At 45.3% G+C, this 26,533-nt stretch carries 27 protein-coding genes; 10 read left to right on the top strand and 17 right to left on the bottom strand.

Annotated elements, in window-relative coordinates; translation table 11 throughout:
- Nucleotides 1-63: 63 nt before the first annotated feature.
- Entirely contained in the window at nt 64-1,146 is a 1,083-nt protein-coding gene (locus MKY52_RS22725; protein WP_283911226.1) for a tetraprenyl-beta-curcumene synthase family protein, read from the bottom strand.
- Between the two features lie 201 nt (nt 1,147-1,347).
- Between MKY52_RS22725 and MKY52_RS22720 the strand changes: the two genes are divergently transcribed.
- Nucleotides 1,348-2,595 (top strand): MFS transporter, encoded by a 1,248-nt coding sequence (locus tag MKY52_RS22720; protein ID WP_341053674.1) that lies wholly within the window; start codon nt 1,348-1,350, stop codon nt 2,593-2,595.
- Between the two features lie 212 nt (nt 2,596-2,807).
- Here the strand turns inward: MKY52_RS22720 and MKY52_RS22715 are convergent, their stop codons facing one another.
- A complete protein-coding gene (locus MKY52_RS22715) occupies nt 2,808-3,005 on the bottom strand; it encodes a cold shock domain-containing protein (RefSeq protein WP_042126303.1) in 198 nt (65 codons plus the stop codon).
- A 174-nt stretch (nt 3,006-3,179) separates the two neighbouring features.
- Between MKY52_RS22715 and MKY52_RS22710 the strand changes: the two genes are divergently transcribed.
- The 6 genes from MKY52_RS22710 (at nt 3,180) to MKY52_RS22685 (ending at nt 7,857) form a co-directional block, all read left to right on the top strand.
- Nucleotides 3,180-3,413, top strand: coding sequence for a hypothetical protein (locus MKY52_RS22710; RefSeq protein WP_036689271.1), 234 nt, complete (start codon nt 3,180-3,182; stop codon nt 3,411-3,413).
- Between the two features lie 6 nt (nt 3,414-3,419).
- Complete coding sequence (locus MKY52_RS22705; RefSeq protein WP_167348490.1) at nt 3,420-3,590, top strand: hypothetical protein; 171 nt, start codon at nt 3,420-3,422, stop codon at nt 3,588-3,590.
- A 220-nt stretch (nt 3,591-3,810) separates the two neighbouring features.
- Entirely contained in the window at nt 3,811-5,601 is a 1,791-nt protein-coding gene (pepF, locus tag MKY52_RS22700; protein WP_042186822.1) for an oligoendopeptidase F, read from the top strand.
- 87 nt (nt 5,602-5,688) lie between these two features.
- Complete coding sequence (locus MKY52_RS22695) at nt 5,689-6,000, top strand: LapA family protein (protein ID WP_042186819.1); 312 nt, start codon at nt 5,689-5,691, stop codon at nt 5,998-6,000.
- Nucleotides 6,001-6,002: 2 nt separating this feature from the next.
- Nucleotides 6,003-7,043 (top strand): M42 family metallopeptidase, encoded by a 1,041-nt coding sequence (locus tag MKY52_RS22690; RefSeq protein WP_042193612.1) that lies wholly within the window; start codon nt 6,003-6,005, stop codon nt 7,041-7,043.
- Nucleotides 7,027-7,857: a hypothetical protein gene (locus MKY52_RS22685; RefSeq protein WP_341053672.1), complete on the top strand. Its 831-nt coding sequence runs from the start codon at nt 7,027-7,029 to the stop codon at nt 7,855-7,857. Before MKY52_RS22690 ends, MKY52_RS22685 begins: the two co-directional genes overlap by 17 nt.
- 54 nt (nt 7,858-7,911) lie before the next feature.
- Here the strand turns inward: MKY52_RS22685 and MKY52_RS22680 are convergent, their stop codons facing one another.
- From MKY52_RS22680 to hemE, 10 genes are all read right to left on the bottom strand, one after another.
- Nucleotides 7,912-8,424, bottom strand: coding sequence for a tetratricopeptide repeat protein (locus MKY52_RS22680; protein WP_445671029.1), 513 nt, complete (start codon nt 8,422-8,424; stop codon nt 7,912-7,914).
- A gap of 12 nt (nt 8,425-8,436) precedes the next feature.
- A complete protein-coding gene (locus MKY52_RS22675) occupies nt 8,437-10,374 on the bottom strand; it encodes an ABC-F family ATP-binding cassette domain-containing protein (RefSeq protein ID WP_341053671.1) in 1,938 nt (645 codons plus the stop codon).
- A 54-nt stretch (nt 10,375-10,428) separates the two neighbouring features.
- Nucleotides 10,429-11,031, bottom strand: coding sequence for a TetR/AcrR family transcriptional regulator (locus MKY52_RS22670; protein WP_076283179.1), 603 nt, complete (start codon nt 11,029-11,031; stop codon nt 10,429-10,431).
- An 11-nt stretch (nt 11,032-11,042) separates the two neighbouring features.
- Complete coding sequence (locus tag MKY52_RS22665; RefSeq protein WP_341053670.1) at nt 11,043-11,846, bottom strand: DUF92 domain-containing protein; 804 nt, start codon at nt 11,844-11,846, stop codon at nt 11,043-11,045.
- A gap of 24 nt (nt 11,847-11,870) precedes the next feature.
- Complete coding sequence (locus MKY52_RS22660) at nt 11,871-12,494, bottom strand: fumarylacetoacetate hydrolase family protein (RefSeq protein WP_042186808.1); 624 nt, start codon at nt 12,492-12,494, stop codon at nt 11,871-11,873.
- 36 nt (nt 12,495-12,530) lie between these two features.
- The gene (locus MKY52_RS22655) at nt 12,531-13,262 is read right to left on the bottom strand and encodes a glycerophosphodiester phosphodiesterase (RefSeq protein ID WP_445253225.1); all 732 of its coding nucleotides are present in this window, start codon (nt 13,260-13,262) and stop codon (nt 12,531-12,533) included.
- Nucleotides 13,263-13,283: 21 nt separating this feature from the next.
- A complete protein-coding gene (locus MKY52_RS22650; RefSeq protein WP_076283182.1) occupies nt 13,284-14,672 on the bottom strand; it encodes a CapA family protein in 1,389 nt (462 codons plus the stop codon).
- 180 nt (nt 14,673-14,852) lie between these two features.
- Nucleotides 14,853-16,274 carry a protoporphyrinogen oxidase gene (hemG, locus tag MKY52_RS22645; protein ID WP_341053668.1) on the bottom strand — a complete coding sequence of 474 codons (1,422 nt, stop codon included), beginning with the start codon at nt 16,272-16,274 and terminating at the stop codon, nt 14,853-14,855.
- Nucleotides 16,271-17,227 carry a ferrochelatase gene (gene hemH, locus MKY52_RS22640; RefSeq protein WP_341053666.1) on the bottom strand — a complete coding sequence of 319 codons (957 nt, stop codon included), beginning with the start codon at nt 17,225-17,227 and terminating at the stop codon, nt 16,271-16,273. The genes hemG and hemH overlap by 4 nt, the downstream gene beginning before the upstream one ends.
- Nucleotides 17,228-17,262: 35 nt before the next feature.
- Nucleotides 17,263-18,324, bottom strand: a complete 1,062-nt coding sequence (gene hemE / locus MKY52_RS22635; protein ID WP_042186799.1) for a uroporphyrinogen decarboxylase — start codon at nt 18,322-18,324, stop codon at nt 17,263-17,265.
- 278 nt (nt 18,325-18,602) lie between these two features.
- On the opposite strand from hemE, the gene MKY52_RS22630 reads away from it, so the two are divergent.
- A complete protein-coding gene (locus MKY52_RS22630) occupies nt 18,603-19,823 on the top strand; it encodes an MFS transporter (RefSeq protein WP_042126273.1) in 1,221 nt (406 codons plus the stop codon).
- A gap of 7 nt (nt 19,824-19,830) precedes the next feature.
- Here the strand turns inward: MKY52_RS22630 and MKY52_RS22625 are convergent, their stop codons facing one another.
- Nucleotides 19,831-20,460: an O-methyltransferase gene (locus tag MKY52_RS22625; RefSeq protein ID WP_076283186.1), complete on the bottom strand. Its 630-nt coding sequence runs from the start codon at nt 20,458-20,460 to the stop codon at nt 19,831-19,833.
- A gap of 198 nt (nt 20,461-20,658) precedes the next feature.
- Here MKY52_RS22625 and MKY52_RS22620 point away from each other — a divergent pair, with 198 nt between their 5' ends.
- Together MKY52_RS22620 and MKY52_RS22615 are read left to right on the top strand one after the other, a co-directional pair.
- Nucleotides 20,659-21,798 (top strand): THUMP domain-containing class I SAM-dependent RNA methyltransferase, encoded by a 1,140-nt coding sequence (locus tag MKY52_RS22620; protein ID WP_076283187.1) that lies wholly within the window; start codon nt 20,659-20,661, stop codon nt 21,796-21,798.
- A gap of 203 nt (nt 21,799-22,001) precedes the next feature.
- Nucleotides 22,002-23,972 carry an LTA synthase family protein gene (locus MKY52_RS22615; RefSeq protein ID WP_341055601.1) on the top strand — a complete coding sequence of 657 codons (1,971 nt, stop codon included), beginning with the start codon at nt 22,002-22,004 and terminating at the stop codon, nt 23,970-23,972.
- 86 nt (nt 23,973-24,058) lie between these two features.
- Here MKY52_RS22615 and MKY52_RS22610 read toward each other — a convergent pair whose 3' ends face one another.
- The 4 genes from MKY52_RS22610 to MKY52_RS22595 form a co-directional block, all read right to left on the bottom strand.
- A complete protein-coding gene (locus MKY52_RS22610; protein ID WP_042126265.1) occupies nt 24,059-24,298 on the bottom strand; it encodes a DUF1450 domain-containing protein in 240 nt (79 codons plus the stop codon).
- A 41-nt stretch (nt 24,299-24,339) separates the two neighbouring features.
- Nucleotides 24,340-24,642: a HesB/IscA family protein gene (locus tag MKY52_RS22605; RefSeq protein ID WP_042126263.1), complete on the bottom strand. Its 303-nt coding sequence runs from the start codon at nt 24,640-24,642 to the stop codon at nt 24,340-24,342.
- A gap of 125 nt (nt 24,643-24,767) precedes the next feature.
- Nucleotides 24,768-25,019, bottom strand: coding sequence for a hypothetical protein (locus MKY52_RS22600; RefSeq protein ID WP_341053665.1), 252 nt, complete (start codon nt 25,017-25,019; stop codon nt 24,768-24,770).
- A 110-nt stretch (nt 25,020-25,129) separates the two neighbouring features.
- On the bottom strand, nt 25,130-26,338 hold the full coding sequence (locus tag MKY52_RS22595) for a M14 family metallopeptidase (RefSeq protein ID WP_076298551.1): 1,209 nt from the start codon (nt 26,336-26,338) through the stop codon (nt 25,130-25,132).
- Between the last annotated feature and the right edge of the window lie 195 nt (nt 26,339-26,533).

Genomic DNA, 26,533 nt, shown 5'->3' with positions numbered 1-26,533 from the left:
GTTGTTCCTCCTTAAAGTTGTGCAATGCCCCATCCGTTGTATAGGTGAAGCTTCGCAGCCTTGTTACAAAAAACGATTGCGTATCCAGCGGCTATTAGCGAAGAAGAACAGCCTTGTAAGCGGACTTCCTCTCATCAGGCTTTTAGACACAGTGCGAACTTCCCGCTGTTCGCTAACTTTCGGATCAGATAAATAAAGTGCCAGCAATCCCTCAATCACCATACGATGCATAGATGATTCCGGAAGTTCACGTACATCCTTACGGGCCCACTCAACCATGGAAGCGATCCGACTTAACATGGTATCCGTGTCGTCATAATAATTGCAGAAATTAAGATCGCCGCCTGCTCGGTCCTCTTCCTGATCAATCAAATAATCCAGCATAATGTGCAATCCACAAACATGTGGAAAATATGCAGCTCGAATCGATTCCGAAGAAGACTTACTTAGCTTCGGATCACATGCAGATAGAAAAAGCATGAATACGCCTAAAGTAGAGCCCGTTGCAGCTGCAAACTCGTTCCAATGCAGATGCGGAGCACGGCTACCCTGCTGCTCCCACCATTCCTTCAGGGCTGTTTCCCTGAGTTCCGGGCGGATATGCTTATATACCTGCAAATCTGTATACAGCACAGCCAAATCACGAATCTCCGCTGCAGCAGCGGAATAACCTGGCAGCAAAGAGATCATCTCCTGGCATTTTCGAACTAGCCTATACAAGTACCCGCCGTCATTCTGTTCATCGCGAAGCGCATAATAATTGACAGGTTCAGCGTTTGGATCAATGGCATCCAGCATAGATTGATGCAGCAGCCTGAAATCTGCAGGATCAAGCGAAGTGCTGCGATCACATAAGTTATCTAGATAATCACTGATAGTTTGATAAGCAACAATAAGCGGAATAAGTATATGTCTCATCGATAAATTGCCGGCGGCATAAATACCTCCACCTATGCAGTGAAACTCCTTTGTTTCAATGCTGGCAAGTGCTTGCTTCCGGAGCTCGGGATCGGGAATCCCATTCGCATCTTGGCGCCAGAAGTGCAGACTTTCTCTCACTTCAGGCAGCACGTACTTATAGACCCTGTTCATAAGCCCAATAGGGCCACGCGGGCTAAGGTAACGGCCTTGCTCTAATTCACTCAATGATAGTGCCTCCACATTGTTGTCTCCTTATCCAAATCACCACTTATTATAATATGATCAGACGTATTTGTACAAACAACAAAATCACTTTCGTAAAATTATGAAAGATTCAGAAATAACGCAATTCAAGAATAAAACACATAACCCTCCATTGCTTTATGCTATACTAGCCATATTTCAATCTCAGAGGAGTGCACTTTCATGTTTTTAAAACGGACCGGAAGCCCTTACAGTGATCAGAATTGGCTTCGTTCCTTTCTTTTTACGATTTATGGCACTAGCGTTCTTGTAGTATCCTACTTTCCTTTATTCTACACACATTTAGGATTTAGCAGTTCTCAGGTGGGCTACTTGTATTCTCTCGGTCCCCTCATCTCCATCCTATCCAATCTCTTCTGGAGTATGATGAGCGATAAGCTAGGTACCATTCGAAAAATCATGTTTATTTTACTCGCTGGGCAATTAGTTACCGGACTTCTATTAGCCAGAGCGACCGAATTTTCTTCCGTTATGCTTATTTTGTCCTTTTTCTACTTCTTCTATTACCCAGTTTTTCCGCTTGCTGATACAATGGCCATCAAAATTGCGGAGCGACACGGACGAAACTTCATTACAATTCGTGTATTTGGCTCATTAGGCTATTCTTTCTTTGCTTTAACTGTCGGTTATGCGCTTAGAGCTTTAGGTGCTACTTGGAGTCTTACCTTATGTATTATTATCATTATAATCGCACTTCTAATTACAATTGGCCTAAAGGATGTCAAAAAAACTGTTCCAGAGCTCCCCAATCAGAAGGCTGTTACTACCAAACCAGGCAAGAAAGAGCATGGGCTTAAAGATATCCTTTTGCGAAAAGAAGTGCTGTGGTTCTTCGGATGTGTCTTTGTACTCGCACTGGGCCATAGAATGAACGAAGCTTTTCTCACCATCAGTTTAAAGAACCTGGGCGCTGGTGAGGAAGTGATCGGCTGGGCATTACTTGCCTCAGCACTAAGTGAAATCCCTGTATTATTTATACTCGGCAAATACGGCGACAAATTTAAAGAACTGCCCTTATTAATTTTAGCCAGTCTCATGTATGCCCTTCGCTTTCTACTAATGGCGCTCGCCGATCACCCAGGCTCTATAATCGCGATTCAAGCCTTGCATAGCCTGACATTTGGCGTCTTTTTTGTAACATGTGTCCGCTATATCACTCGGATTATTCCTGATCGTCTCCGAGCAACCGGTCTTGCAATCTACACAGTTGTTTGGTCAAGTGCAGCTGGACTTCTAAGTGGGACATTTGGTGGAATGATCTATCAGGAAGCTGGACGCTTCACCTTCTATATGGTAGCAGTTGGCTTCAGCCTTCTTGCTTTTGTAGGCTTTTTAGGACAGCATTTATTGGATACCCATCGAGATTCAATGCACTATTTCAAGAATAAGAACAAAAAAGCTTCCCTATAATAGAACACTTCTGATACTCAAAAATATTAAAAGGTCTTTGCTATCCCTTCACTTGGGAATGCAAAGACCTTTCATCTAAATTGATGTCTATTAGACGTAAAAAAACACAGTTCCCGAAAGAACTGTGTTCTATAGTTGGTAACCACTCTTGCAAGGGCTTGCCAAGTAAATTATATATTTATAGCAGACAGCTTAACTGTCTTTGCCGTTTCTTATAATTTTACTACGTTTTCAGCTTGCGGTCCACGATTACCATCAGTGATATCGAATTCTACTTCTTGACCTTCGTCCAAAGTTTTGAATCCTTCACCTTGAATTGCTGAGAAGTGTACGAATACATCTTCGCCGCCTTCTACTTGAAGAAAACCATAACCTTTTTCTGCGTTAAACCATTTTACTGTACCTTTCAATTGAACAACCTCCTAAAAATAACCGCCATATATGGCGTATAACTATATTATACTGCAATCTTCTACTCAAATCAATCTATCTGGATCTTTAAATATGTGATTTAATTTGCTTTTCCCTTGACCAGTGCGTTATCATTGAGCCAAAAGCCAAAAATCGCCAGGGTGGTAATGATAATGATCAAAAAACATGAAATATACAAAACAGACAAATGGAATATGATGACGGTAGAAGTTCAAGGACGTTATATCGTACTTCGCGAAATCTCCGATCAATGGGGAGAAGAAACACATACTTTCCTTAGTCGTCCAGCTATGATGCAGTGGGTGAACAACCGATTCAACAAAGAATCTTATAAAGATAATGAAGAAGAGTATAAAAATATCATCGCAGCTTTCAAACAGGTATAACAGAATATGAACACAGAAAATATCGCGATTTATGTTGTCCTAGTCTTATGTCTAGGCGCAGTTCTAATTATGACTAAGGATCGTGTCCCGCCGCAGTTTAAGCGGGGCATGGCCTTAACTGCAGTCATTATGATTCTGTTCGCCTTCATCTTTGTTATTTATAGCTTATTGGCATAACTTATACTTTCATATATTTAAAGAAGACTAAATATTAATAATCAGGACTTAATAGGGCATAATAAGCCGACTCTACTTTCAAGAGGAGGATGTTATGCCTATTTCACCCAAGTCCATCCCTCTTCTACTTGTGCTCAGCTTGCTACCGGGTGATTTATCATCTACAGTATTGCCGAGGGAGATTATGCCTACTACATCTCATCATTCTAGGAGGGTTTCTATGGAAAAATTATTGAAAAGAAGCGAAGTACCTGCTGAGAATCGTTGGAAGCTTGAAGATGTGTTTGCTTCTCAGAAGGATTGGGATGCAGAATTTGCTGAAGCTAAATCCTTAATCAAAAAAGCTGCGGATTTTCAGGGTACACTAGATTCCGCGGATGCTCTAAAAAAATGTTTTGAAATGGATGACAAGCTGTCCATCCTAACTGAACGACTCTTCGTGTATGCACATATGCGTCAAGATGAAGACACAGCTAATCCTGACTCTCAAGCTTTGTCCTCCAAAGCGAAAAAGCTTGGTATTGAAGCAGGTGAAGCCTTATCTTTTGTAACCCCAGAAATTCTGGCGTTGCCAGTTGAGAAGTTGGACCAGTTCATCGCTGATCCGAACCTATCCGCTTATAAATTCACCTTAACAGAAATGAAACGTGAAAAAGCCCATGTGCTATCTAAGGCTGAAGAAGCACTGCTAGCTCAGGTCGGAAATTTAGCTCAAGCACCACAGAATATTTTCAGTATGCTGAACAATGCGGATCTGAAATTCCCTAAGATCAAAGATGAGGATGGCAAAGAAGTTGAGCTGACTCATGGCAACTATATCAAGTTTCTCGAAAGTAACGACCGTGAGGTTCGCCGAAATGCTTTTAAGGCAGTCTACGATACCTACCGGAAGCAGAAGAACACTATCGCAGCAACGCTTAGCGCTAATGTGAATAAAAATGTGTTCTACTCACGAATTCGCAAATATCCTTCTGTAATGGAAATGTCACTCTATGGTGATAACATTCCTAAAGAGGTTTACACCAACTTGATTGATACGATTCACGAAAGCCTTCCATTGATGCACCGTTATATGAAACTGCGTCAGAAGCTGCTGGGTGTCGATGAGTTACATATGTATGATCTGTTTGCACCGCTTGTTGATGAATATAAATTAGATATCACCTATGAAGAAGCCAAGAAAATCACTAAAGAGGGTCTCAAACCGCTCGGTGAAGATTATCTGAACGTGCTGCAAAAAGGCTACGACAACGGATGGATCGATGTGTATGAGAACGAGAATAAACGGTCCGGGGCTTACAGCTGGGGGCCATACGGTACGCATCCTTTCGTACTGCTGAACCATAATGATAATTTAAACAGTATGTTTACACTGGCACATGAAATGGGCCATGCATTACACTCGTATTTTTCGGATAACGCTCTGAATTATCGGGATGCGCAATATACGATTTTCCTAGCAGAGGTTGCTTCTACTACTAACGAGGCACTGCTAATGGATTATTTACTCAAAAAGTCTACAGATCCTAAAGAAAAAATGTATTTGCTCACCTACTATGCTGATCAGTTCCGGACAACGATTTTCCGGCAGACGATGTTCGCTGAGTTCGAGAAAATCATTCATCAGCGTGTTGAAGAAGGTGAATCGCTTACTCCACAAGATCTTTCGAGCATCTACTATGACCTGAATGTTAAATACTATGGTAAAGAAATGGTTGTAGATCAGGATATCGAGATGGAATGGGCGCGGATTCCGCATTTCTATAACAGCTTCTATGTTTATAAATACGCAACCGGCTTCTCAGCAGCGACTAGCTTTGCCAAACAAATTCTTGAAGAAGGTAAACCTGCGGTAGATCGTTACCTCGGCTTCCTGAAGAGTGGCGGCAGTGACTACTCCATTAATATTCTGTCTAAAGCTGGTGTTGATATGTCTTCTCCTGAGCCGATTCGCGAAGCGATGAGTGTCTTCGAAGATGTTATCGCTCAAATGGAACAGTTGACCAAATAAGGCAGAGAGCTTAGTATTGCATTAATCCCTTGCCCTATTTGGGCAAGGGATTTTATTCTGTTATATCCCCTGAGGAGGAAGAATTCAATGAGAATTCAATGGTCTTTAATTGCAGGTCTAATCTTTGCGCTGCTAACAGCCATATTTGCAGTCATCAACGTGGATCCCGTTCAAGTCAATTTCGGTTTTGATGTAGTTAATATACCGCTGATCCTAGTTATTCTGGGCTGCGCGTTAATTGGTGGAATCATCGTGGGTTCTTACGGTATTTTTCGCCAGTACAAACTACAAAAACAAATTAAAAGCTTAAATGCTGAGCTAACCAAACTTCGTGATGCCGACACTTCTTTAGATTCTTTTAACACAGACAATGATGGCCTAACAGGAGGACTTAACTAATGATTACTATTCAACCAAACGAAGATTACATACTCTCAATCCTAAAAAAATTGCTGGATACACCGAGCCCCAGCGGCTTCACAGCACAAGTAATGAACCTTGTTGCTGAAGAAGCGGCAGCATTAAATGTACCGCTAAGCTGGAATGAAAAAGGCGGCGTAATTCTAACCGTCCCAGGCCTAGATCCTTCCCGTACTATCGGCATCAGCGCTCACGTGGATACACTTGGAGGCATGGTTCGCTCTATTAAATCTGATGGTACACTGCGACTGACCTCTGTTGGTGGCTTCACTATGCACAGCATCGAGAATGAATACTGCGTGATCCATACCCGCAGCGGCAGAACCTATACTGGAACCATCTTAACCAGCCATCCATCCGTTCACGTATATCCAGATGCTCGTGATTTCAAACGTTCAGAGGAGAACATGGAAGTACGGATTGATGAGCTAGTATCTAACAAAGAAGATGTACTTAAGCTAGGCATCTCCGTTGGTGATTTCATTTCCTTCGATGCACGTGCGGTGATTACACCTAGCGGGTATATTAAATCCCGACATCTGGATGACAAAGCGAGCGTTGCTGCCCTTCTTGGCCTGCTGGAAAGCATGAAGCGCGAAGGCTGGAAACCGCTCCACAACCTTTCTTTCCTCATCTCCAACTATGAGGAAGTGGGACATGGCACAGCTTGGATTCCTGGCGAGATTAATGAAATGATCGCAGTCGATATGGGCGCCATGGGCGACGATCTTAGCTGTAAAGAAACCGATGTGTCCATCTGTGCAAAAGATTCTTCCGGCCCTTATGATTATGTTATGACTGGCCGTTTGATTGAGCTGGCAGAAGCACTTGCTATTCCTTATGCCGTTGATATCTATCCAATGTACGGCTCCGATGCTTCCGCTGCCCTTCGAGGCGGCAATAATATTCGTGCCGCACTGATCGGCCCAGGCGTACACGCCTCCCACTCCATGGAACGTACACATAAGCAAGCTGTAGTAAACACTGCTAAGCTTCTCGCTGCTTATGTGGGCACTAACTGAGGCAAGCACTGGCAAGTTAAAGCAGCTCTGGAGACGTAGACAATGGCTGATAGTCTCACTTCTGCTGCTCATGATAGCAGTATCAGCAATCTCGATGTTCCTGTTTTCCAGAAGCCATAAGGAAAATCCCTTTGATGGTCTTCCACACGCTTACACTTATTTAGAGACCGTGAGTCCAGAAAATATTCAACTCTATATGATGTCACTTTCACCCGAAGATATTAAACTCAGAGCCGCTGGTGCACCGCTTCAGCAAGTGGTTGCTTATGGGATTAATGGAGGCTTCTTCTATGGAGATGCACTTCTATCCATTGCTATCATGAATGATATCCCCACTAACGGTGTTAAAAAGGCGTACGGCTCCGGCTGGTTTAACGCTAAATATGCGCGCGGAACCCTGGTCTGGGATGGTGCCAGTCGTAGCTTTTCCGTACAGGTCGTCTCATCGGGAGAAGAATTGAACGTTATGGATCGCCAGCATTATTTTGCTCAAGGCGGCATTAGTATGAATCTGCAGGATGAGGATCTCTGGGAAGATGTGATAGCGAAAGAACATCTTCCTTATTCGGATGAGAAACGAATGCGCTCAGGCATGCTGTATGACGATAATGGCAAGCTGTGGCTGATTGTTACGCCAACACTCTCGACGGCGGCAGAGTTCCGTTCAGCCATCCTACAGAGCGTGCCTGCTGAAGGTCTCGAAGGTATTTTTCTAGATGGTGATGGCTCTTCACAGATGAATGCTGATGAAATCATCTTACCTGGCGACTCTCGTGCCGTGGTGCAAATGATCGCGGTAGACGGAACGAAATAAAGCAAAAAGAAGCGATACTCTACTATTAGAGATCGCTTCTTTTTGTGATTTTATTCAATCCCAGACTTGCTCCAGCTTATCTGAGTAAAATGAAATGGCCTTACTATAGCTTCTTATTCCTTCATCCGCTGAGGTTTCAGCCAGCAATTTAAGCAACATCCCCATAGCCAGACTATGATCTCCGAGATTGTGCAAGGTCATTGCAAGGAACACCGGAAATTCCTTATTCTCTGGGTACTCGTGAATGGCCTGCTCCAATATTGCTTTGGAATTCTCATATTCTCCAAGTGTTCGGTAGGTGCTACCCAGTCCCAATAGAGCGCCGACTCTCTGCTCCGAAGATAAGCCTAGTGTTAAGCTTTTCTCATAATAGGGTACTGCCTCACGTTCCAGACCGAGCACATCATGCGTCCACGCTAATTGATACAGAAGTTCTGCATCATTACTATTCTGCTCATATAGCTCTAACAGCATCACTCTGGCTTCTTCAGCTTTACCTTCGTTTCGCAGGGTTACAGCTTCCACAAGTTGATTCTCCAAACTGAGCCCTCCCTTATTGTCACACATGGACAATCCGTTTTATGCTTTACCAGCGATTTTCTCTGCAAGCTCATTCAGATAGGTCCAGCGCTCCATTAGACGCTCCAGCTCGGCTTCGGCAAGCCTCTGCTCTTCCACTAACTCCTGCAGTCTCCCAGAGTCAGCAAACGCTGCTTCCATCTCCGCACCAATATCAGTCAAGCGCTGTTCTGCAAGCTCGATCTGCTCGTCAATTCCTTCATATTCACGCTGTTCCTTAAAACTGAATTTGAGTTTGGTCTTGGAAGCTGATGATGCCGCTGTGTTACTGACTGTATCTGTAGTCTCTTTACGCTTTGCATTCCCGTCATCTTTGTTCGATTCTGCATGGCGTGAAGGAACATTATTGGCCAGCCATTCTTCATATTCCGTATAATCGCCAACATGAAGCCGAATTTCTCCATTTTCAAAGGCAATCAGCTTGTCTATAGTCCGATCCAGGAAATAACGGTCATGGGATACGGTAAAGACGACGCCCGGGAATTCATCCAGATAGTCTTCTAAAACAGCCAACGTGCCAATATCCAAGTCGTTCGTAGGCTCATCCAACAGCAATACGTTTGGTGCTCCCATCAATACACGAAGCAGATACAGGCGTCTTTTTTCGCCACCAGACAGTTTGGAAATCGGCGTCCATTGCATCGCAGGAGGGAACAAGAAGCGTTCGAGCATTTGGCCTGCGGTAATGACGCTACCATCAGCTGTACGTATGACTTCCGCTTCTTCCTTCACATATTCAATAGCTCGCATGCTGTCATCCATATCCTGATGTTCTTGCGTAAAGTAACCCAACTTAACCGTCGCGCCAAGCTGAACCTCTCCCTTATCCGGCTGCAGCTTACCTGCAATCAGATTCAGAAGAGTTGATTTACCGCTACCATTTGGACCTACAATACCTACGCGATCTTGTGGTACAGCAATATAGGTCAGATCTTTAATCAACTGACGACCATCCAGCGATTTCGACAGTTCATTGATTTCAATGATTTTGCGACCCAAACGTGTGGATGCCACCGAAATATCCAGCGAACCGTTCGAACTGCTTCCTGTACTTTCTTTCAGCTTCTCAAAACGGTCGATTCTTGCCTTTTGTTTCGTTGATCGAGCTTTAGCTCCACGACGAATCCAAGCAAGCTCCGTACGAAGCAGGTTCTTACGCTTTTGCTCCGCAGAGGCTTCACGCTCTTCACGGTCGGCTTTTAGCTCTAGAAAACGGGAATAGTTGGCCTCATAACGGTATAACTGTCCTCCGTCCAGCTCTAGCATGACACTTGCGACACGCTCCAGGAAGTAACGATCATGCGTTACCATTAAGAGCGCGCCACGCCGTTTCTGTAAATATTGCTCTAGCCAAGCCACAGAGTCCGTATCAATATGGTTCGTAGGCTCATCCAGAATAAGAAGCTCAGATGGCGTAATCAGGGCAGCCGCAAGTGCTACACGTTTCCGTTGACCACCAGACAGCGTATCCATCAGCGCATCGAATTTCACTATACCCAGCTTAGTAAGTACGCTCTTAGCTTCACTCTCCAAATGCCAAGTACCTGCTGCATCGATAGCCTGCCCAATCCGCACCAGTTTGCCTTCCAGTTCTGCATTACCTGGCTCTTTTTCAAGGCGAGACATAATCTCCATATACTCACGCATGGTAGCAAGATCTGGATCATCTCCGGCGAAGACCTGCTGCAGTACCGTATTTGTCGGCTCATAAGGAGGGTTCTGTGCCAAGTACTGCACTCGAACATTATTTCCGATCGCAATTTGCCCACCATCCGGTGTATCCAGACCGGCAATAATACGTAAAAACGTTGATTTACCCGTTCCATTCACACCGATCAAACCAATTTTATCCCGATCGTCCATACCAAATGAAGCATCACTAAAAAGTACTTTCTCTCCATAACTTTTGGAAAGATGTTCCACGGTCATAATATTCATGCTATTTCCTCGCTTGCCTTATATTTTCATAAAACCGGTCGCAGCATGAAGCTGCTATTCCACCGGTCTATCATCCTGACCTAAATTCAAGTAATCCATAGCCCCTTTAATAAAAAGACCCGCAGCGAAACCAGCGCGTTTATACGCATCTTCTTCCTTAAAAGATGGATCAAACAAAATATCCATCTTCAGTCGATCCAACATCCCTATGTAGGACTGCGCCATAAGCTCAGGCTCAGACACTCCACCCTCCAGCAATACCTTCACCACTGCCTGCATATATTCTTCCATAAAAAGCGTCATATACGCCACAAGCTCTGGGTTATTGTTCGGTGCGCGGAAAAAGAGCTTCGTGTGTCGCTTACGCTCATAATAATAGTAAAGATGATGTTTGGCGATAATTGACAGTTTACCTGCCAAAGTATCACTAGCCTTCAGCTTTTCCTGTAATTGCTGAAGGAATCCCTCACAATCCCGGCGCGTTACCGCCATGAACAATTCTTCTTTACTCTTGAAGTATAAATAAACGGTGCCCTTAGCAATTCCGGCCTGAACCGCAATTTCCGACATCTTCGTTTCATAAAATCCACCTGAACCGAAGAGCTCGTATGCGGCATCCAGAATGGCAGTATGTTTATGATTGGACGTGCTGCTCATCGGTTCCTCCTTTAAAACATAATCCCACACAATAAGGCAATAGCCCCTCCGAAGATAGAGCTAATAGCATTGACTGCATCATTAGTCATCCACTTCCAGCCACGTGCGTATTCAACCTTTTTACCGCAGTGATGTGTACTTTCCACTTCGCGTCCGCATATGGTGCAACGATTCATCTGCTGAACGGTTGCCCCTAGAATAGAATCCGTGAACGCACCCGCAAGTCCTCCAGTGAGTCCTGCCAATGTAAGCAACAAGAAGGATTGATCTGGCATGCCGGATATCATCCGCAGCAGCCATGAAGATGCACCGATAAGTGCACCTCCTGCGGCGGCGGCCAGCGTACCCAGGCTGGATACACCACCCGAGGCACCGGCCGGAAGTATTTTACCTGTCAGGACAGACCGAGGCGGCTTCTTGCTGAGTGTGCCAATCTCCGTAGCCCATGTATCAGAGGTTACCGTTGCCATAACGCCGATAAATAAAAATTCCCAATGTTCCATCGGAACAATCGCATTCATTAGAACGAAAACCATCCCAAGCCCACCATTAGCAAAGACCTGCCCAGCATCTCGGCGACCTGTCTTGGCATAAGCCAGCTCAAGCTCTGCCTTATTATCATGATGAAGCTTAGACAACAGGCTTGAAGAGATGAAAAAAACCAACAATATTCCAAACCAAAAGGCATTTCCAGCACCAAAATAAATGGTCCCCATGGCTACCGCGGCAAGCATGCCGGAAAGGCTTAAGGATTGTTTCCTATAAGCCGCCCCCGCAACTAACAAAGCGCCAAGGGCGCCGATAATCCATAACATTAGATTCATCTCCAACAGATGTTTTTAGCCGATCAGGCAAGTCCCCATCAGCTTGTCACCCCAGTACAATTCAAACGAATCTCCTGATACGGTAGAGCCTACACCTTCTGGTGTTCCTGTGAATATCACATCATCTTTACCCAGCCCGTAACGCGCAGCGATAAAATCGACAATTTTTTGGAGCGAAAAAATCATATTTTTAACATTACCTCGCTGAACTTCAACACCATTTTTTAAAACCGTGAAATCCGTTCCTTCCAGCTCTTCCTTGTCAGGAAACGCAATGTAAGGCGTGAGTGGAGCAGCGTTCTTAAAGCCTTTAGCCGGAGTCCAAGGCAGACCTTTCTTCTGCAGATCATTATGCACATCACGCAGTGTGAAATCCAGTCCCAGAGCCATAACATCCACCAGATCCTCCACGCTCATACCCGGTACATAATCACGCGCGATCCGTAGCACAAGTTCTCCTTCATAATGAACCTGACCTGAATCCTTTGGAAGCTGAATGACTGCTTTATCGAGGGAAACCGCCGCATGTGAGGGCTTCAAAAAAATGAGTGGCTCTACGGGGACATTATTTCCTAATTCCTCCGCATGTAGCTTGTAGTTCCGTCCAACACAATACAAATTATTAACAGCAGCGCACACAGACAATCAGCTCTCTTTCCCATCGAATTGGATTATTTATACTTTTAGAAATGTATCGCCCCAGATATCCGGACGGTTTGTACAAATCATTATATCAGAATGCATATCTGCTAAGCGACGCATCTCTTTTCCTTTGTTCACTGTCCAAGCCATAATCTTCACACCTTGCTCCGTCAAAACCTTAGCCAATCTAGGATTTAAACGCGAGAAGCTAATCGACAAAAGAGAACACTCCAGTTCATGCAGCCTTCGAGCAGGATTACCAAACCTTGAATCAAAAATTAAGCCTGTACGAAAGCGGGGGTCTATTTCCTTGATTTTTTTCAACACATCTGTGTCAAAAGAGGTCAAAATCACGTCGTCCCGCATGCCTTTAGAGGAAATAAGATCCGTCACCTTCTGTTCGATGCCAGGATACATATTGCCCACTGTTTTCAGTTCAATATTGAGACGAAGTCTACCGGAGGCTAATGAGAGCACCTCTTCCAAGGAAGGCACCCGCTCTCCCCGAAAAGAACGCCCTTTCCAGCTACCCGCATCGAGACGCCGGATATGTTCCCAATCCATATTCTTCACCTTACCATGACCATTGGTTGTACGGTCCAGTGTAAAGTCATGAATGACAACAGGAACACCGTCCTTGGAGAGCTGGACATCCAATTCCATCCAGTGTACAAAAGGCATGGCAATGGCCATCCGGATCGCTGCTAATGTATTCTCCGGAGCTTTACCGGAAAATCCCCGATGGGCAACACATAAATTGTTCATCATAAGGACCTCCCAGGAACCCTATTTTGTAACTTGAGTCACTTTGCCGTCACTGTTAATCTTAACTCGACCAGCAGATAAAGACTCTATTTTTTTCAGCAAAAGCTGTCCGTTCACCTGATTCATGGGCACGGGCTGAGCTAGCTCAGCAGTCATAGGCTTCAGCTGTAATGAACATTGACCTTTTTTACTACATTCCGCCTGAAATACAGCAGTTTCCCAAGTGGCAGGTACCGTTGATCTCGTAAAAATAAAATTACCAGTGCTGTAGGCGATCCACTTGCCTTTGTACGGCTCCACACCTTGCAATACATGTGGGTGACCACCAATGACAAGATCAGCTCCCGCATCGACAAAGCTACGTCCAAGGGTCTGCTGTGTATTATCGAACTGCTCTACCCGTTCTTTACCCCAATGGACAACTACGACAACCAAATCAGCTTTTTGTTTAGCTGCAGCAATCGCTTTAAGTCCTTCTCTACTATCATATACTGAAGCAAGCCCGGGTTTATTTTTTCCCGCCATCCAATCAGATGCAGGAATCACCCGTGTGAACCCCAGCAAGGCGATCTTAATCCCTTTACGCTCAAAATATTGCGCCGAGAATGCTTCTTTACTGTTAAGTCCAGCACCAACATAAGGAATGCCTCTTTCCGAGAGATGACTAAGCGTGTCTCGCAGGCCTTCCTCCCCTTGATCAAGCGTGTGATTGTTCGCCATATTTACTGCATCCACTCCGGCTGCTTTAAGAGCATCTAGTGCTTTGGGCGAGCCTTTGAATACGTATTGCTTATTAGCGGCGCCAACCCCACCCGTGGTCACAGGAGTCTCCAGATTCACAATCGTAAGATCATCCTTCTTGAACATTCCATCGAGCGCGGCATACGAATAGTCGTAACCTTTCTTTTCGAGCAATTCCCCGGCTTTCCCCGAAAAAATAACATCTCCACCAAAATTCAAGGTCACTGTATTGCCAGAAGCCTGGTCATCTGATGGAAGTCCAGACACAGAACCACCATCTGCGACTTGGGAGCTACCTTCATCTGGCGAAGGGGTCTCAGTTGGTACAGGCGCCTGTGTTTCAACATTTTCTTCTCTCTTTGGCTCTGGTGTAGGTGTAGCTTCCGGGGTTACCGTTGGAGAAGGGATGGGAGACTCCGTGGCTTCAGGCGTTGCAGTCACTATAGGTGCTGTCTCCTGAGCAGTACTATCCGGCGTAGGCGAAGCCGTCATTTGCGCCACTGGAGGTGGCTCAGAACTTCCCTTGAATCTGTCATCCATAAAACTATAGCTGAGCGCCACAATAATCAACAGAAGTAGACCTGCATTGACCCACATCCAGGCCGTTCTGCGCTTACGTTTGCTCTTATGTTTGTTCTTCTGTCTAGAACGCGATCGCGGCGGATACATTGTTTCTATGATCTCCTCTACTCTCAAATTGGTTCTATTATAGCATACCTAGCACATGTCCCTCCAAATACGAGAGTCCATTAAAATAGTATAATCTAATTTTCAAACAAAAACGGTGAAGCAAAAAAATCTTCGCTTCACCGTTCATTATATAATTCTAACTCTCCCGTAAATGAACAATTAATTCGATATACGCTTTGCAGCGCTGTGTGCTGTAAGCTTAGCCTGCTTAACACAATCGGGCATTGCCACTCCATCATATCCAGCTCCAAAGACATATATCCCAGGAAGTGTGGTCTCAAGCTCCCTATGGAATTTAGAAAGATTGTCAAGATGTCCAACAGGATACTGTGGCATCGAATGTTCCGAACGAGTAATTTCCGTGAATAAAGGTTTCGCTGTAATGCCCATGATCTCTCGTAAATCCTTACTCACTAGCTCCGTAAGAGCCTCATCTGGAAGTTGAACATTCTGCTCATCTCCGGAACGGCCTACATGACAGCGCATAAGCACTTTATCATCTGGACTCGTATGCGGCCACTTTGTAGACGTCCATGTACAGGCAGTAATATTGCGCCCTTCCTTACGAGGCACAACAAAACCTGCTCCAGCATCATCAATTTCGATATCCTTCTTGTTGAAGGCCATGACTAAGTTCGCAACCGATACATAATTTACCGCATCGAGTGCTGAAACATCCACATGTGGACGCAAAAGTTCGGCAGCAAAAGAATTTGGTGTGGTGATATATATTTCATCCGCAAGCAGCCGTTCGCCACTTTCCAGTTCTAGCTCATAACGAGAAGCATTAGTTCCTGTAGCATGTATAGAGACCACCGCAGCTTCAGTTCGCTGTTCTACATCATGCAGTTCATGAATCAAGCCATGCACGAGACTTTGTAGTCCTTTTCGAAATGTCAGAAAAGTGCTGTTCTTTGTGCTCGTATTTGTCTTGGAGGAATTCTGTTCTTTAATGATTCCACGAATAAGACCACCATACTGCCGCTCTACTTCTCCAAATTGCGGAAAGGTAGCCTGTAGGCTGACTTTGCGTAAATCCCCAGCATACATACCGGCTAATAGCGGTTCGGTCAAATTCTCCATCACTTCAGTACCTAAACGTCGCTCAATCAGCTGTCCGAGGGATTCATCGTCATTACTCCGCTTAGGAGGAAGGATCAAGTCCATCAGCGCGCGTATTTTGCCACCGAATGAAACCAGAGCACTTGATAGAAATGGCTTTAGTTCAGTAGGAATTCCAAGCACAAGACCGGAAGGCATAAGATGAAGCTTGTCACGCTGTAGTATATAGGTCTTCTCTGCCTTTGGATTTGTGTTCACCAGCTCGTGATCTAGCTCTAATTCCTTAGCCAGTTCAATCATCTCTGTTTTGCTAGCTAAAAAAGAATCCGGGCCTTTCTCAATCACAAATCCATCCCGGTGCAATGTTTCGATCTTCCCACCAAGAGTCTTGTCTTTCTCCAGCAGTACAATATCAGGTTTCACGCCAGCTTCTTTGTAAAACTTACGAATGTAAAAGGCGGCGCTGAGTCCACTCAGCCCACCGCCTATGATAACAATTCGCCTAGAGGGACCAGTCATGACTGACCGGCCGACATTTGATTCAGTCTTGTACGAACAACATCGCTCAATACGGACAGGTACGCAGGATCGCTGTTTAATGATTCAATCCGCATAAGACGCATATCCAGCTCTGAAGCTACGGCTGTTGCCTCGATATCAAGGTCATACAGCACTTCTAAATGATCGGATACGAACCCGATCGGTGCCACTAGAACATACTCTACCTGTTCCTTGCTAAGCTGCTGAAGTGTATCCAGAATATCTGGTCCAAGCCATGGTTCAGCTGTCCGTCCTGCGCTTTGCCACGTAAACTGCCAATTGGTTATCCCCGCTTGATCTGCAATAGCCTTTGAGGTCTCCAATAGTTGATCTTTATAAGGATCCCCCATAGCTAGAATACGCTCTGGAAGACTATGCGCGCTAAATAATACCCTTATCTCATCGCGAGTAGCGCCTGCTTCGATATATTGATCTATTTTCGCAGTTACTCTCCGGCTTAGAACATCGATCAATACTGGGTGCATATGGTAGTTCTCCACAAAACCCATGTTGATTTTACATGCATCAGCCTTTTCCTGAGCACGTTTGATGTAGCCACCCACGCTCATGCTTGAATAGTGAGGGGCAAGCACAACACCAACCGCTTGGGTAATGCCGTCCTTCGCCATAGCCTCGACGCCGTCCTCAATGAACGGATAGGCATGCTTCAAACCCTGATAGCAGACAAATTCAACATCCGCCCCAGCTTTATCCGCGTTTAGTGCTGCCTGTAATGCAGCTACTTGACGGTCTGTGTTCTCCCGCAGCGGGAATACACCCCCGACGATCGCTTCATAGCGATCTGTTAATTCTTTAAGCTGCTCCGCTGTCGGCGGATTACCTCGCCGAATATGAGTGTAATATGCTTCAACGTCTTCTAAGCTTTTAGGAGTGCCATACGACATGACGAGAACACCTATTTTTGCTGTCACGGATTCCATCCCCTTATAGATTTAATAGGCTATTTTTAAGAACGTAGTTTGGCTGATTCTTTCAATACTTCCTGTGAATATTCGTGAATATATTCCGTTAATTCTCTAAGCTTCTCTAAAGAAGCCTCCGGGAATAAACCATGACCCAGATTGAAGATATATCCCGGCTCTTGTACCCCTTCATCAATTAACGCTTTTGCGTGCTCCTTCAAGACGTCCATCGGCGCTGTAAGTAAATACGGATCCAGGTTCCCTTGAATCGCAAATTTTCCACCTGTTCTGCGTCGACCTTCGGACAAGCTCACACGCCAGTCCACCCCGATTACATCCGCTTGAAGCTTCGTAAGACTCGGTAGCAATTCGCCAGAGCTTACGCCAGGAAAGTATATTTTCGGTACATCAAGATCGGATAATTCGGAAAAAATACGAGAAACCGTCGGTAACACATACTTTTCAAAATCGCGAGGCGCAAGGGCACCGACCCAGCTGTCGAACAATTGAAACGCTTTTCCACCACTACGCACGTGACTGCGGAGGTAAGCGATAATCATATCGCCGAGCTTGTCCATTAGCATTTCCCAGACACGGGGTTCACTGTACATTAGCTCTTTAGTCCGAATATATCCTTTGGAAGGTCTGCCTTCGATCAGATAGCTGGCAATTGTAAACGGTGCGCCTGCGAAAGTAATCAAGGGCACGTCCAGCTCCTTATCCAGAATTGCAATCGTCTCCAAAATATGTCCGAGATCGCCTTCAACATCAATGGGCTTCAGTCTCTCGACATCTGCTGCAGAGCGAATCGGATTCTCGATCACAGGGCCAATATCTTTGACGATATCAAATTTCACACCGATAGAAGCGACCGGATTCATAATGTCTGAATACAAAATGGCCGCGTCCACACCTAGCTTGCGCACAGGCATCAAGGTTACTTCAGCCGCCAACTCAGGCTGTTTGCAGATTTCAAGCAATGAGTACTTTTCCTTGATTTTACGGTACTCGGGATCATAACGGCCGGCCTGCCGCATGTACCATACGGGAACGTGCTCCGTATCCTGCTTTCTGCAGGCGCGGATAAAAGTGTCGTTGTAGGTCATGATAAGATCTCCATTATATTTTATAAGATTTTTTAAAATAAACGCTTACCGTCCTAATAAGGACGCCGATGGCGTTTATGCTTGATCGGCATACTTACTATTATGCCCTTTTTAAAAGGTTGTAACAAGCAAAACGAAGATCGTGGAATGACAATCCTATGACATTACTATGACATGTATTGCACTTTTGAAGCTAAAAAAATGATATACTGATAAAATGTCTATTTTTCTGTGAATCATGTATTTTCTGAAATTCTTTGAAAGGAAGTGAAAGCACTTTGAAGAAATGGGAGACATGGAAGGTCAACCTCTTAGTGCTTTGGTTCGGACAATTCTTGGTAAATGCCGGAATGACAATGATTACACCGTTCCTGACCTTGTATCTTGCTAAGGATCTTGGAGTTCAGGGTGAGCATGAAATTGGAATTTGGGCGGGCCTTATTTTTGCCGCAAACTTTTTAACTTCTTTCATTTTCCAGCCACTATGGGGAAAACTTGCTGACAAATATGGACGTAAAATCATGCTCCTGCGCTCCAGCTTTGGCATGGCTATCGTTATGGTGTTGATGGGCTTCGCACAATCCCCTATGCAGCTGCTCTTACTGCGACTGCTAAACGGTACAATCTCCGGCTTCAATCCCGCTTCCATCGCACTCGTTTCGGGTACTACTCCGAAAGCACGTATGGGATTTTCGATGGGGCTGATGCAGTCTGGTTCTGTTGCAGGTACCATTCTTGGACCACTTATTGGTGGTTTTCTTGCTGATTTAATCGGATTTCGTCCGATCTTTTATGTCGTTGGCGCCTTGCTCTTCATCGCCTCTCTGCTGGCACTGTTTCTCGTTAAAGAGAAATTCGATCGTGCAGAAGCCGCACAAGAGCCACAGGTGTCAGTAATGGAGGGCTTGAAGGAATTGATCAAGATCCCTCAGCTCCCGGCACTGTTTGGTGTAACCTTTTTGCTGCAATTTGCAATGATCAGCCCCATGGCCTTGCTGCCACTGTATGTTGAAAAGTTAAATGGGCCTGCTGAGAATATAGCCTTTTTAGCCGGAATGGTCAGCGCAGTTACAGGGATCTCCAACATGCTGGCTTCCCCCTTGCTCGGCAAGCTGAGTGATAAAGTCGGCGCACACCGCATTCTGACCTACGCGTTAATCGGGGCTTCGCTATTCCTGATTCCGCAAGCATTCGTTACTAGCGTGTGGCAGCTAATTATTGTCCGTTTTCTCATGGGAATTTTTATGGGCGGCCTATTGCCCAGCGTTAATGCGCTTATCCGGTCATATACCCCTGACGGGAAAGAAAGCCGCGCATTCGGCTTCAACGGCAGCACATTGTCACTGGGCAATATGCTGGGAGCTATCATAGGCGGCTTTCTATCTGGTTATATTGGTATTGAGGGACTGTTTATCATCTCCGGAAGCTTGTTGCTGTTAAACACCGTATGGGTCCGGGTTAAGCTATACAAAGCTACTCCGCCACGGCTATTTCGCTAATCTTCTGCTATTTCACCATTGCCAACGCTAGTCCATCATAGGCTGGCAGACAAGTGCTGATCAGACGGTCATCGGTGGCGATCATTTCATTGAAATGCCGTACAGCCAGAATGGCAGGTCCATTTCGATCTGTATTTAGCGTCCGTCCGCGGAGAAAGATATTATCACCAGCAATAATCGCTCCTGGATTAGCCATCTTGATGGCATATTCCAAGTAATTGGTATAGTTAATCTTGTCTGCGTCGATAAAGAAGAAATCGAACTTAGCGCCCTCTGCTTCAAGTGCCTTCAGGCTGTCCATTGCAGGACCAATTCTATATTCCGTAGAATCACCGAATCCGGCCAGTTCTAAATTACGGCGAGCAAGCTCGGCATAATCGGCCCTCAGCTCTAGCGAAGTCAGCGTGCCACCTTCAGTGAAGCCGCGAGATAAGCAAATCCCGCTGTAGCCGCCAAGTGCTCCAATCTCCAAAATACGCGTGGAGCGAGACAGTCTAACAAGCATAGTGAGCAGTCTTCCGTACCCCGGCTCGACAGACACCTCCGGCATACCCGCTTGGACGATAGCTTCTTTTACCTGAAGCAGGATTTCGTCCTCGGTATAAAGTTGTTCACTGTATTCTTCTTGGGTAAGCATAAAGATTCTCCTTTGATGATCCCCCGTTTTCTCGAATGAAGGGATGACGGGGAAGATTTTATGATTTATGGAATGCCGGGCATTGTGAAGTGTCCCGCATTCCCCTATACTTGTATGGATGCTTTTCTTATGGTATTGGCTTTTCTTATTGTACTGGCTTTTTGTATTTATCTACAAGTTAAACGGAGTTGAGAGTATTTGAGCAAATTACAATTAATCGCTACTGCCCCTATGGGATTAGAAGCTGTAGTAGCGCGCGAATTAAACGAACTGGGTTATGAGACCACGGTCGAGAACGGTCGTGTATTGTTCAGTGGTGATTATATCGACATCTGTCGCTGTAATTTATGGCTGCGTACATCCGACCGCGTATTAGTAAAAATGGGTCAATTCCCCGCAAAAACCTTCGATGAGTTATTTGAGGGTGTTAAAGCGTTGCCTTGGGAAGACTGGATTCCCGAGAATGGAGAATTTCCGGTTGAAGGACGATCCCATAAATCACAACTAACGAGTGTACCCGCTTCCCAAGGGATTGTCAAAAAAGCTATCGTCGAGAAGCTGAAGCTCTCCTATCATACGGACTGGTTCCCAGAGAACGGACCTCGATATGTGATCGAAGTGATTCTGTTAAACGATATCGCACTTATTACGCTAGACACCACCGGACCTGCTCTTCACAAACGCGGATACCGCAGACAGGCTACAGAAGCGCCACTGAAGGAAACGATGGCAGCCGCTTTAATCCAGCTTAGCCGCTGGAATGGCCACCGTCCGCTATATGATCCATGTTGTGGTTCGGGAACATTGTTGATCGAAGCCGCGATGATCGCTTGGAATATCGCACCCGGACTACGGCGTTCCTTCCCTTCAGAACATTGGCCAGTCATCCCTAAGTATCTGTGGGAGGAAGCTCGCGAAGAAGCTTTCGATGCCGTACGAGATGATTATCCATTGCAGCTAACCGGCACGGATATCGATCCTGCTGCTATAGAAATTGCTGAAGCCGCTGCTAAAAGCGCCGGCCTGTCCGGAGAAATAACCTTCACCGTGATGGCTGCCGCCAAAGCAAGACCCCAAGGCGAATACGGCTGTATCATTACCAACCCGCCATATGGTGAGCGGATCAGTAATGATAAAGAGGTGGAGAAGCTGACTCGCCAGTTTGGTGAAATGATGCTGTATCTACCGACTTGGTCATTCTTCGCGATTAGTCCTTATAAGGAATTCGAACAATATTACGGCCGTAAAGCGGACAAGCGTCGCAAGTTGTATAACGGACGTATTGAGTGTCAATATTATCAATACTTGGGTCCACTTCCACCTAGAAATCCGAAATAATTCGGAAGACAATTACGCCAAGCATGAACGGCTTCGACGTCCTTAAAAGGACGGTAAGCGTTTATGCGAGAAATATAAGAACGGACATCTACCTCGATTGAGGACGGTGTCCGTTTCTTCTTACATACTCAACTTCTGCGCTAGGAGGCTTTAACGTGTCACGAGATCCATTTAGTAGGAGCAGCTTATCCATAACGAATAGAATGATCACTATTGTCCGCTCCCGTTATATTGGTTACATCCTTTTCATTGTCCTTATGCTCGCTAAGCTAATGTTTCTTCACAGCGGCCTGCATGCCCCTAATATTGATATGAACCGTCTCGACAAGCTCATTGCTCTGGGTTCAGTTATGCTGTTATCATTTTGGGTGTTATGGCTCCCCCGACGTGGACAAACCATAGCCCTGATAATCATAAACGTGCTTCTGACATTACTTATTTATTCTGATATTGTCTACTATCGCTACTTTCAGGATTTCATCACCGTTCCCGTTCTTTTTCAAGCCGGACAGATGGATGCACTTGGCGGAAGTATCTTTGCACTACTCCGTCCCTCTGATCTCTACTTGTTCGCGGATTGGCTGATATTTCTGGTTTACACCATTTGCGTAGTGTTATTCCGTCGGAACACGCCTGCCTATAATAATGGACAGCCTTCCTATTATGCTCGCACAAGTCATTTCCGTTCCTCTTCACGCTTAATGAGAGGACTAAGACGGAGCGTTAACGGGGTCGTTGCATTGGTATTAGGCTGCATTCTGACCTTTGGCCCTATCCACTCTTACGCCACTACGTGGGCCAAGGGTTTATTCACTGGTAACTGGTGGAGCTTGGCGATGTATAACGTTACTGGACTCATTGGATTTCACGGTTATGATATTTACTTGTATGCCAAAGATCATTTAGGTCCGCAGCCTGAGCTTTCACAAAAGGAAGCCAACTCCATGAAGCTCTGGTTCAATGAACACAATGCTGAGCAAAATGCTCTTAACGACAGCTTCGGAAAATACAGTGGAAGCAACATCGTTGTTATTCAGGCCGAAGCTTTTATGAATTTTGTAGTGGGACGTTCGATCAACGGACAAGAGGTCACACCTAATTTGAACGCTCTAATCAAAGAGAATACCTACTTCAGTAATTACTATCATCAGACCTCACAAGGGCGAACCTCCGATGCGGATTTCGCCTCGAATGGTTCACTGTATCCGCTGGTCTCCGGCTCAGTATTTGTCCGTTACCCGGATCATCAATTTGACACGTTACCTGCCATTTTGAAGTCCAAGGGCTATAGCACCAATGCCTTCCATGCGTATGAAGGAAGCTTCTGGAATCGGCAGATTATGTATAAGGCGATGGGGTACGACCATTTTTATAGCAAAAAAGACTTTAAGATCGACGAGCCCCTAGGCTGGTCATTGGGAGATAAATCATTCCTGCGGCAGTCCCTAAATATTATGGATTCTGCAGAATCGATCCAGAAGTCCTTTTACTCTTTTTTGACTACACTATCTAGTCATCACCCATATTCTCTCCCTGCGGCTAAGCAAGGGCTTGATACCGGGGAGTTTAAAGGTACCATCTTCGGAGATTATTTGCAGGCTGTTCATTATACAGATGAAGCTCTAGGTGAATTGGTGAGTGATATGAAGCAGCGTGGGTTGTGGGATAACACGATCCTTGCCTTTTATGGTGATCATGATAACTCGATCCAAGAAACCTCTTATTACGAACAATTTCTTGGTAAAAGCTTAAATAAGCTCGACATGCATCAAATCATGCATCAAGTTCCATTACTCATTCATCTGCCGGGTAATAACACCTCGGTGATTGATTCTAATCCGGCTGGTCAATTGGATCTCACACCTTCCTTACTCCATCTGCTTGGGATCTCACAAGATCCTTATTATCTCATGGGTAATAATCTGTTCAGCGGCAAAGAGCGACTTGTGACACTGCGAACCGGTGCCTTTGCCGATGCGAAGCGCTCCTATCTTCCAAGTGAAAATGGACAATTCAACAGCGGCACCTGTTATAGCCTCGACAGCCGCGAAGCCATTGACGTTGCGGGGTGCAGCACCGGGTTCGAGACAAGTAAGCAACGACTGCAAATCTCAGACGATGTCATGAAATACGATGGCATTAAGATGCTCCGAAAGGAAGAATCTGCACCATAAAAATTTCATTTATAAAACAAAAAGCCCTAAACTCCGTCATCAACACGGGTTTAGGGCTTTTTAAGTTGATGGATAAGACCTCTGCATTATTTCTGAACGGCCGGTTGCTTGATAAAAGCTTCTACCTTCTTCAACACTTCTTCCTCTGTTGGAGCACTTACATAACGACCATTAACATATACAAAGGCCCGTTTGCCACATGGACCACAGTACGACTTACAGCCGACCTTGATCTCTGCATCAGGCGCCATCTTTTGCAGTTTGGGTATGATACTCTTCAATTTCATAAAATTACATTCATCGCACACTTGTATATCGTTAGCCATGGAGCAACCCTTCTTTATGTCCCAAATTTAAGGCGAAACGTTTAGTGATCGCCGTGATTACCTTTAGACGGATTAGTAATGACAAAACCTTCTTCAGGAAGATATAAATAATCAACGACCACACCATCAAGGAGCGGTTGATTCGGATCAAGAATAACATCGATTTCTTTATCTGTCGAGACTACAACATCATTCTCATTAGGCGTGTCCAAATCCAGTCCGTAGTGAGCATGATCACCGTGAGCATGCGTAATCGCTACACGAAGCTTCAACTCGCTGTTTCCTTCAAGTTCCATTTGTTTCTTTATCACTTTAGCCGCATTGCGGGTAATTTTGACCTTCATCTATCATCCATCTCCTAGTACTTAAATTAAATACTCAATTACCTATTTTAAAGGTAAATGATATCTAAAAGCAACTATATTAACAAATTAGATACACAATCCGAGGTAGATCTCACTTCACTGCCTCATTTTCCGGCCTGAAGTGCCGGGTATTTCCGTCCCATCCGTGACACGAACCAGCCCATAAGAAGCATCGTCACACCAATATCATCGATCGGTAAAAAAGGCATAAAATCCGGCAACACCCAATAGAGCATCACTGGGATTGTGAATAAAAGCTTGTCCCCTTTTGAGACTTTAGGGGAGATCACATATCGCCAGGAACTACTGAAGATAGTAGACCATTGTTTCAGTGACAGCAGTTTTTTCAGTTTCATAGTGACCCTCCTCCCAAGTAAAAAGGATACAGCCGCGGATAACGTGTAGTGACGACAGCGGCCATACCCTATGGTTTATGTTACGCAAGTTTACTGTAATTGTTTCATAATTATTTCACATTGGATAGTATCGTTCCCAAAATTAGACCCGTTTCTAGCGCCATATCCTCAAAATCTGCCAGTGGCAACGGATTTTTACCGATCCCCAGCTCTACTGTAAATCCTGGTTTACGAAAGGTCTGGATGAACCAATCCTTATACCCGGCATCGCTGCCAGTTAATTCGACTGCACGATAGCTGCTCGCAGCGGCCAACCGTGTTGCTAATTCGCGGCTTTCGGGAGGCTCATATCCCCGGTAATTCCAGTAGATTTCTCCTCCTTGGCTATGCAAAGACACTGCAGCTTCTCCGGGCGCGTTCTCAGCAAGTACCGCTAGAGCGGCTGCCTCAGGTTCACTTAGCGCCTCAGGACCACTGTAATCACGCGGAGAGGGCAGGATTACACCACGGCGTTCCCGTTCCTCTTCCCAATGAGCAGGGAACTGATCCCCGAGATCCACACCGCGTATATTGGCCTTCCAATGGCGAAAACTCCGCCGTCCCCCGTTCCATTTCATAAGGTCCTCATAATAAGGGTGGCCTGGTAAAACGCCCTCCTGCACTAACTCCACGCCGTCAGGGTTAGCCATGGGTACAGCCCATAGGGTCCAATTATTGTACCATTCCTCTGGACGATGACCATTCCATGCCAAACCTTTAGCATAAGCTGCTGCATACTCTTCTATGAACGACATCAGGCAAGGCGAGGTCAGCCATTCATTAGCATGTAGAGCCGCATTAACATGCAAATGGCGGGTTCCATTGCCTATTTTAAGCACATGAATTGGCTTGCCGAGCACACTGTTGCCAATTGGATATGCTTGTATAAAAGGATATTGTGCAATCAGACTGCTGATATCGTTCTCAACATCAACCGGACCGTACTCTCCACGTAAGAATACCACTCGCTCTGGAATCGGAGGCGGAATGACGAGCACTTTTCCCGGTGTACAAAAGCGCCCTGAGGACACACCTGGATTAAGCTTCTCCAAATCATCTAAACTCACATTGAATAATGAGGTTATGCGTTCAAGATCGTCCCCTTCCTGCACGGCATACCTTTTACGTGGCGAAGACGGCAGAAATAAAACCTGGCCCGGATATAAATAAGACTGTCTCCCAACCCATGGATTGCCTTGAATGACATGCTCAGGGGTTAATCCATGCAGGGCGGCAATTCGGCTTACGGTATCTCCCCTGCTTGCAATATATTGTCGCATTAGGTCTCATCCTCTCGGCCTTAAATTGCTGATACGGTGGATACAAAAATAGCAGCAAACAGCACTTAACTCTATTGTATGCAAGAGCCACTACCCTGCATGAAGGAGAAATGAATCACAAGAAAATAGGCTGGGAATTATGCTTCCCAGCCTATTTTATCTTACACTCCGTAGAGTTTGTCCCTATTCAATTCA

Origin of the sequence: Paenibacillus sp. FSL P4-0184 (genome assembly GCF_038004625.1) — a bacterium.
Classification (GTDB): domain Bacteria; phylum Bacillota; class Bacilli; order Paenibacillales; family Paenibacillaceae; genus Paenibacillus_AQ.
The sequence above is the reverse complement of the archived record's forward strand: the minus strand, read 5'-3'. Positions and strand labels throughout refer to the sequence as shown.

Coding starts and splice junctions, on each gene's coding strand:
- hemG (WP_341053668.1), bottom strand. CDS start 16,274: ATGACTGGTCCCTCTAGGCGAATTGTTATCATAGGCGGTGGGCTGAGT.
- MKY52_RS22670 (WP_076283179.1), bottom strand. CDS start 11,031: ATGAGCAGCACGTCCAATCATAAACATACTGCCATTCTGGATGCCGCA.
- MKY52_RS22705 (WP_167348490.1), top strand. CDS start 3,420: ATGAACACAGAAAATATCGCGATTTATGTTGTCCTAGTCTTATGTCTA.
- MKY52_RS22600 (WP_341053665.1), bottom strand. CDS start 25,019: ATGAAACTGAAAAAACTGCTGTCACTGAAACAATGGTCTACTATCTTC.
- MKY52_RS22610 (WP_042126265.1), bottom strand. CDS start 24,298: ATGGCTAACGATATACAAGTGTGCGATGAATGTAATTTTATGAAATTG.
- MKY52_RS22625 (WP_076283186.1), bottom strand. CDS start 20,460: ATGCTTACCCAAGAAGAATACAGTGAACAACTTTATACCGAGGACGAA.
- MKY52_RS22720 (WP_341053674.1), top strand. CDS start 1,348: ATGTTTTTAAAACGGACCGGAAGCCCTTACAGTGATCAGAATTGGCTT.
- MKY52_RS22665 (WP_341053670.1), bottom strand. CDS start 11,846: ATGTTATGGATTATCGGCGCCCTTGGCGCTTTGTTAGTTGCGGGGGCG.
- MKY52_RS22680 (WP_445671029.1), bottom strand. CDS start 8,424: ATGTGTGACAATAAGGGAGGGCTCAGTTTGGAGAATCAACTTGTGGAA.
- MKY52_RS22605 (WP_042126263.1), bottom strand. CDS start 24,642: ATGAAGGTCAAAATTACCCGCAATGCGGCTAAAGTGATAAAGAAACAA.
- MKY52_RS22650 (WP_076283182.1), bottom strand. CDS start 14,672: ATGTATCCGCCGCGATCGCGTTCTAGACAGAAGAACAAACATAAGAGC.
- MKY52_RS22675 (WP_341053671.1), bottom strand. CDS start 10,374: ATGAATATTATGACCGTGGAACATCTTTCCAAAAGTTATGGAGAGAAA.
- MKY52_RS22695 (WP_042186819.1), top strand. CDS start 5,689: ATGAGAATTCAATGGTCTTTAATTGCAGGTCTAATCTTTGCGCTGCTA.
- pepF (WP_042186822.1), top strand. CDS start 3,811: ATGGAAAAATTATTGAAAAGAAGCGAAGTACCTGCTGAGAATCGTTGG.
- MKY52_RS22615 (WP_341055601.1), top strand. CDS start 22,002: ATGATCACTATTGTCCGCTCCCGTTATATTGGTTACATCCTTTTCATT.
- MKY52_RS22685 (WP_341053672.1), top strand. CDS start 7,027: ATGTGGGCACTAACTGAGGCAAGCACTGGCAAGTTAAAGCAGCTCTGG.
- MKY52_RS22655 (WP_445253225.1), bottom strand. CDS start 13,262: ATGAACAATTTATGTGTTGCCCATCGGGGATTTTCCGGTAAAGCTCCG.
- hemE (WP_042186799.1), bottom strand. CDS start 18,324: ATGACCTACAACGACACTTTTATCCGCGCCTGCAGAAAGCAGGATACG.
- MKY52_RS22710 (WP_036689271.1), top strand. CDS start 3,180: ATGATCAAAAAACATGAAATATACAAAACAGACAAATGGAATATGATG.
- MKY52_RS22595 (WP_076298551.1), bottom strand. CDS start 26,338: ATGCGACAATATATTGCAAGCAGGGGAGATACCGTAAGCCGAATTGCC.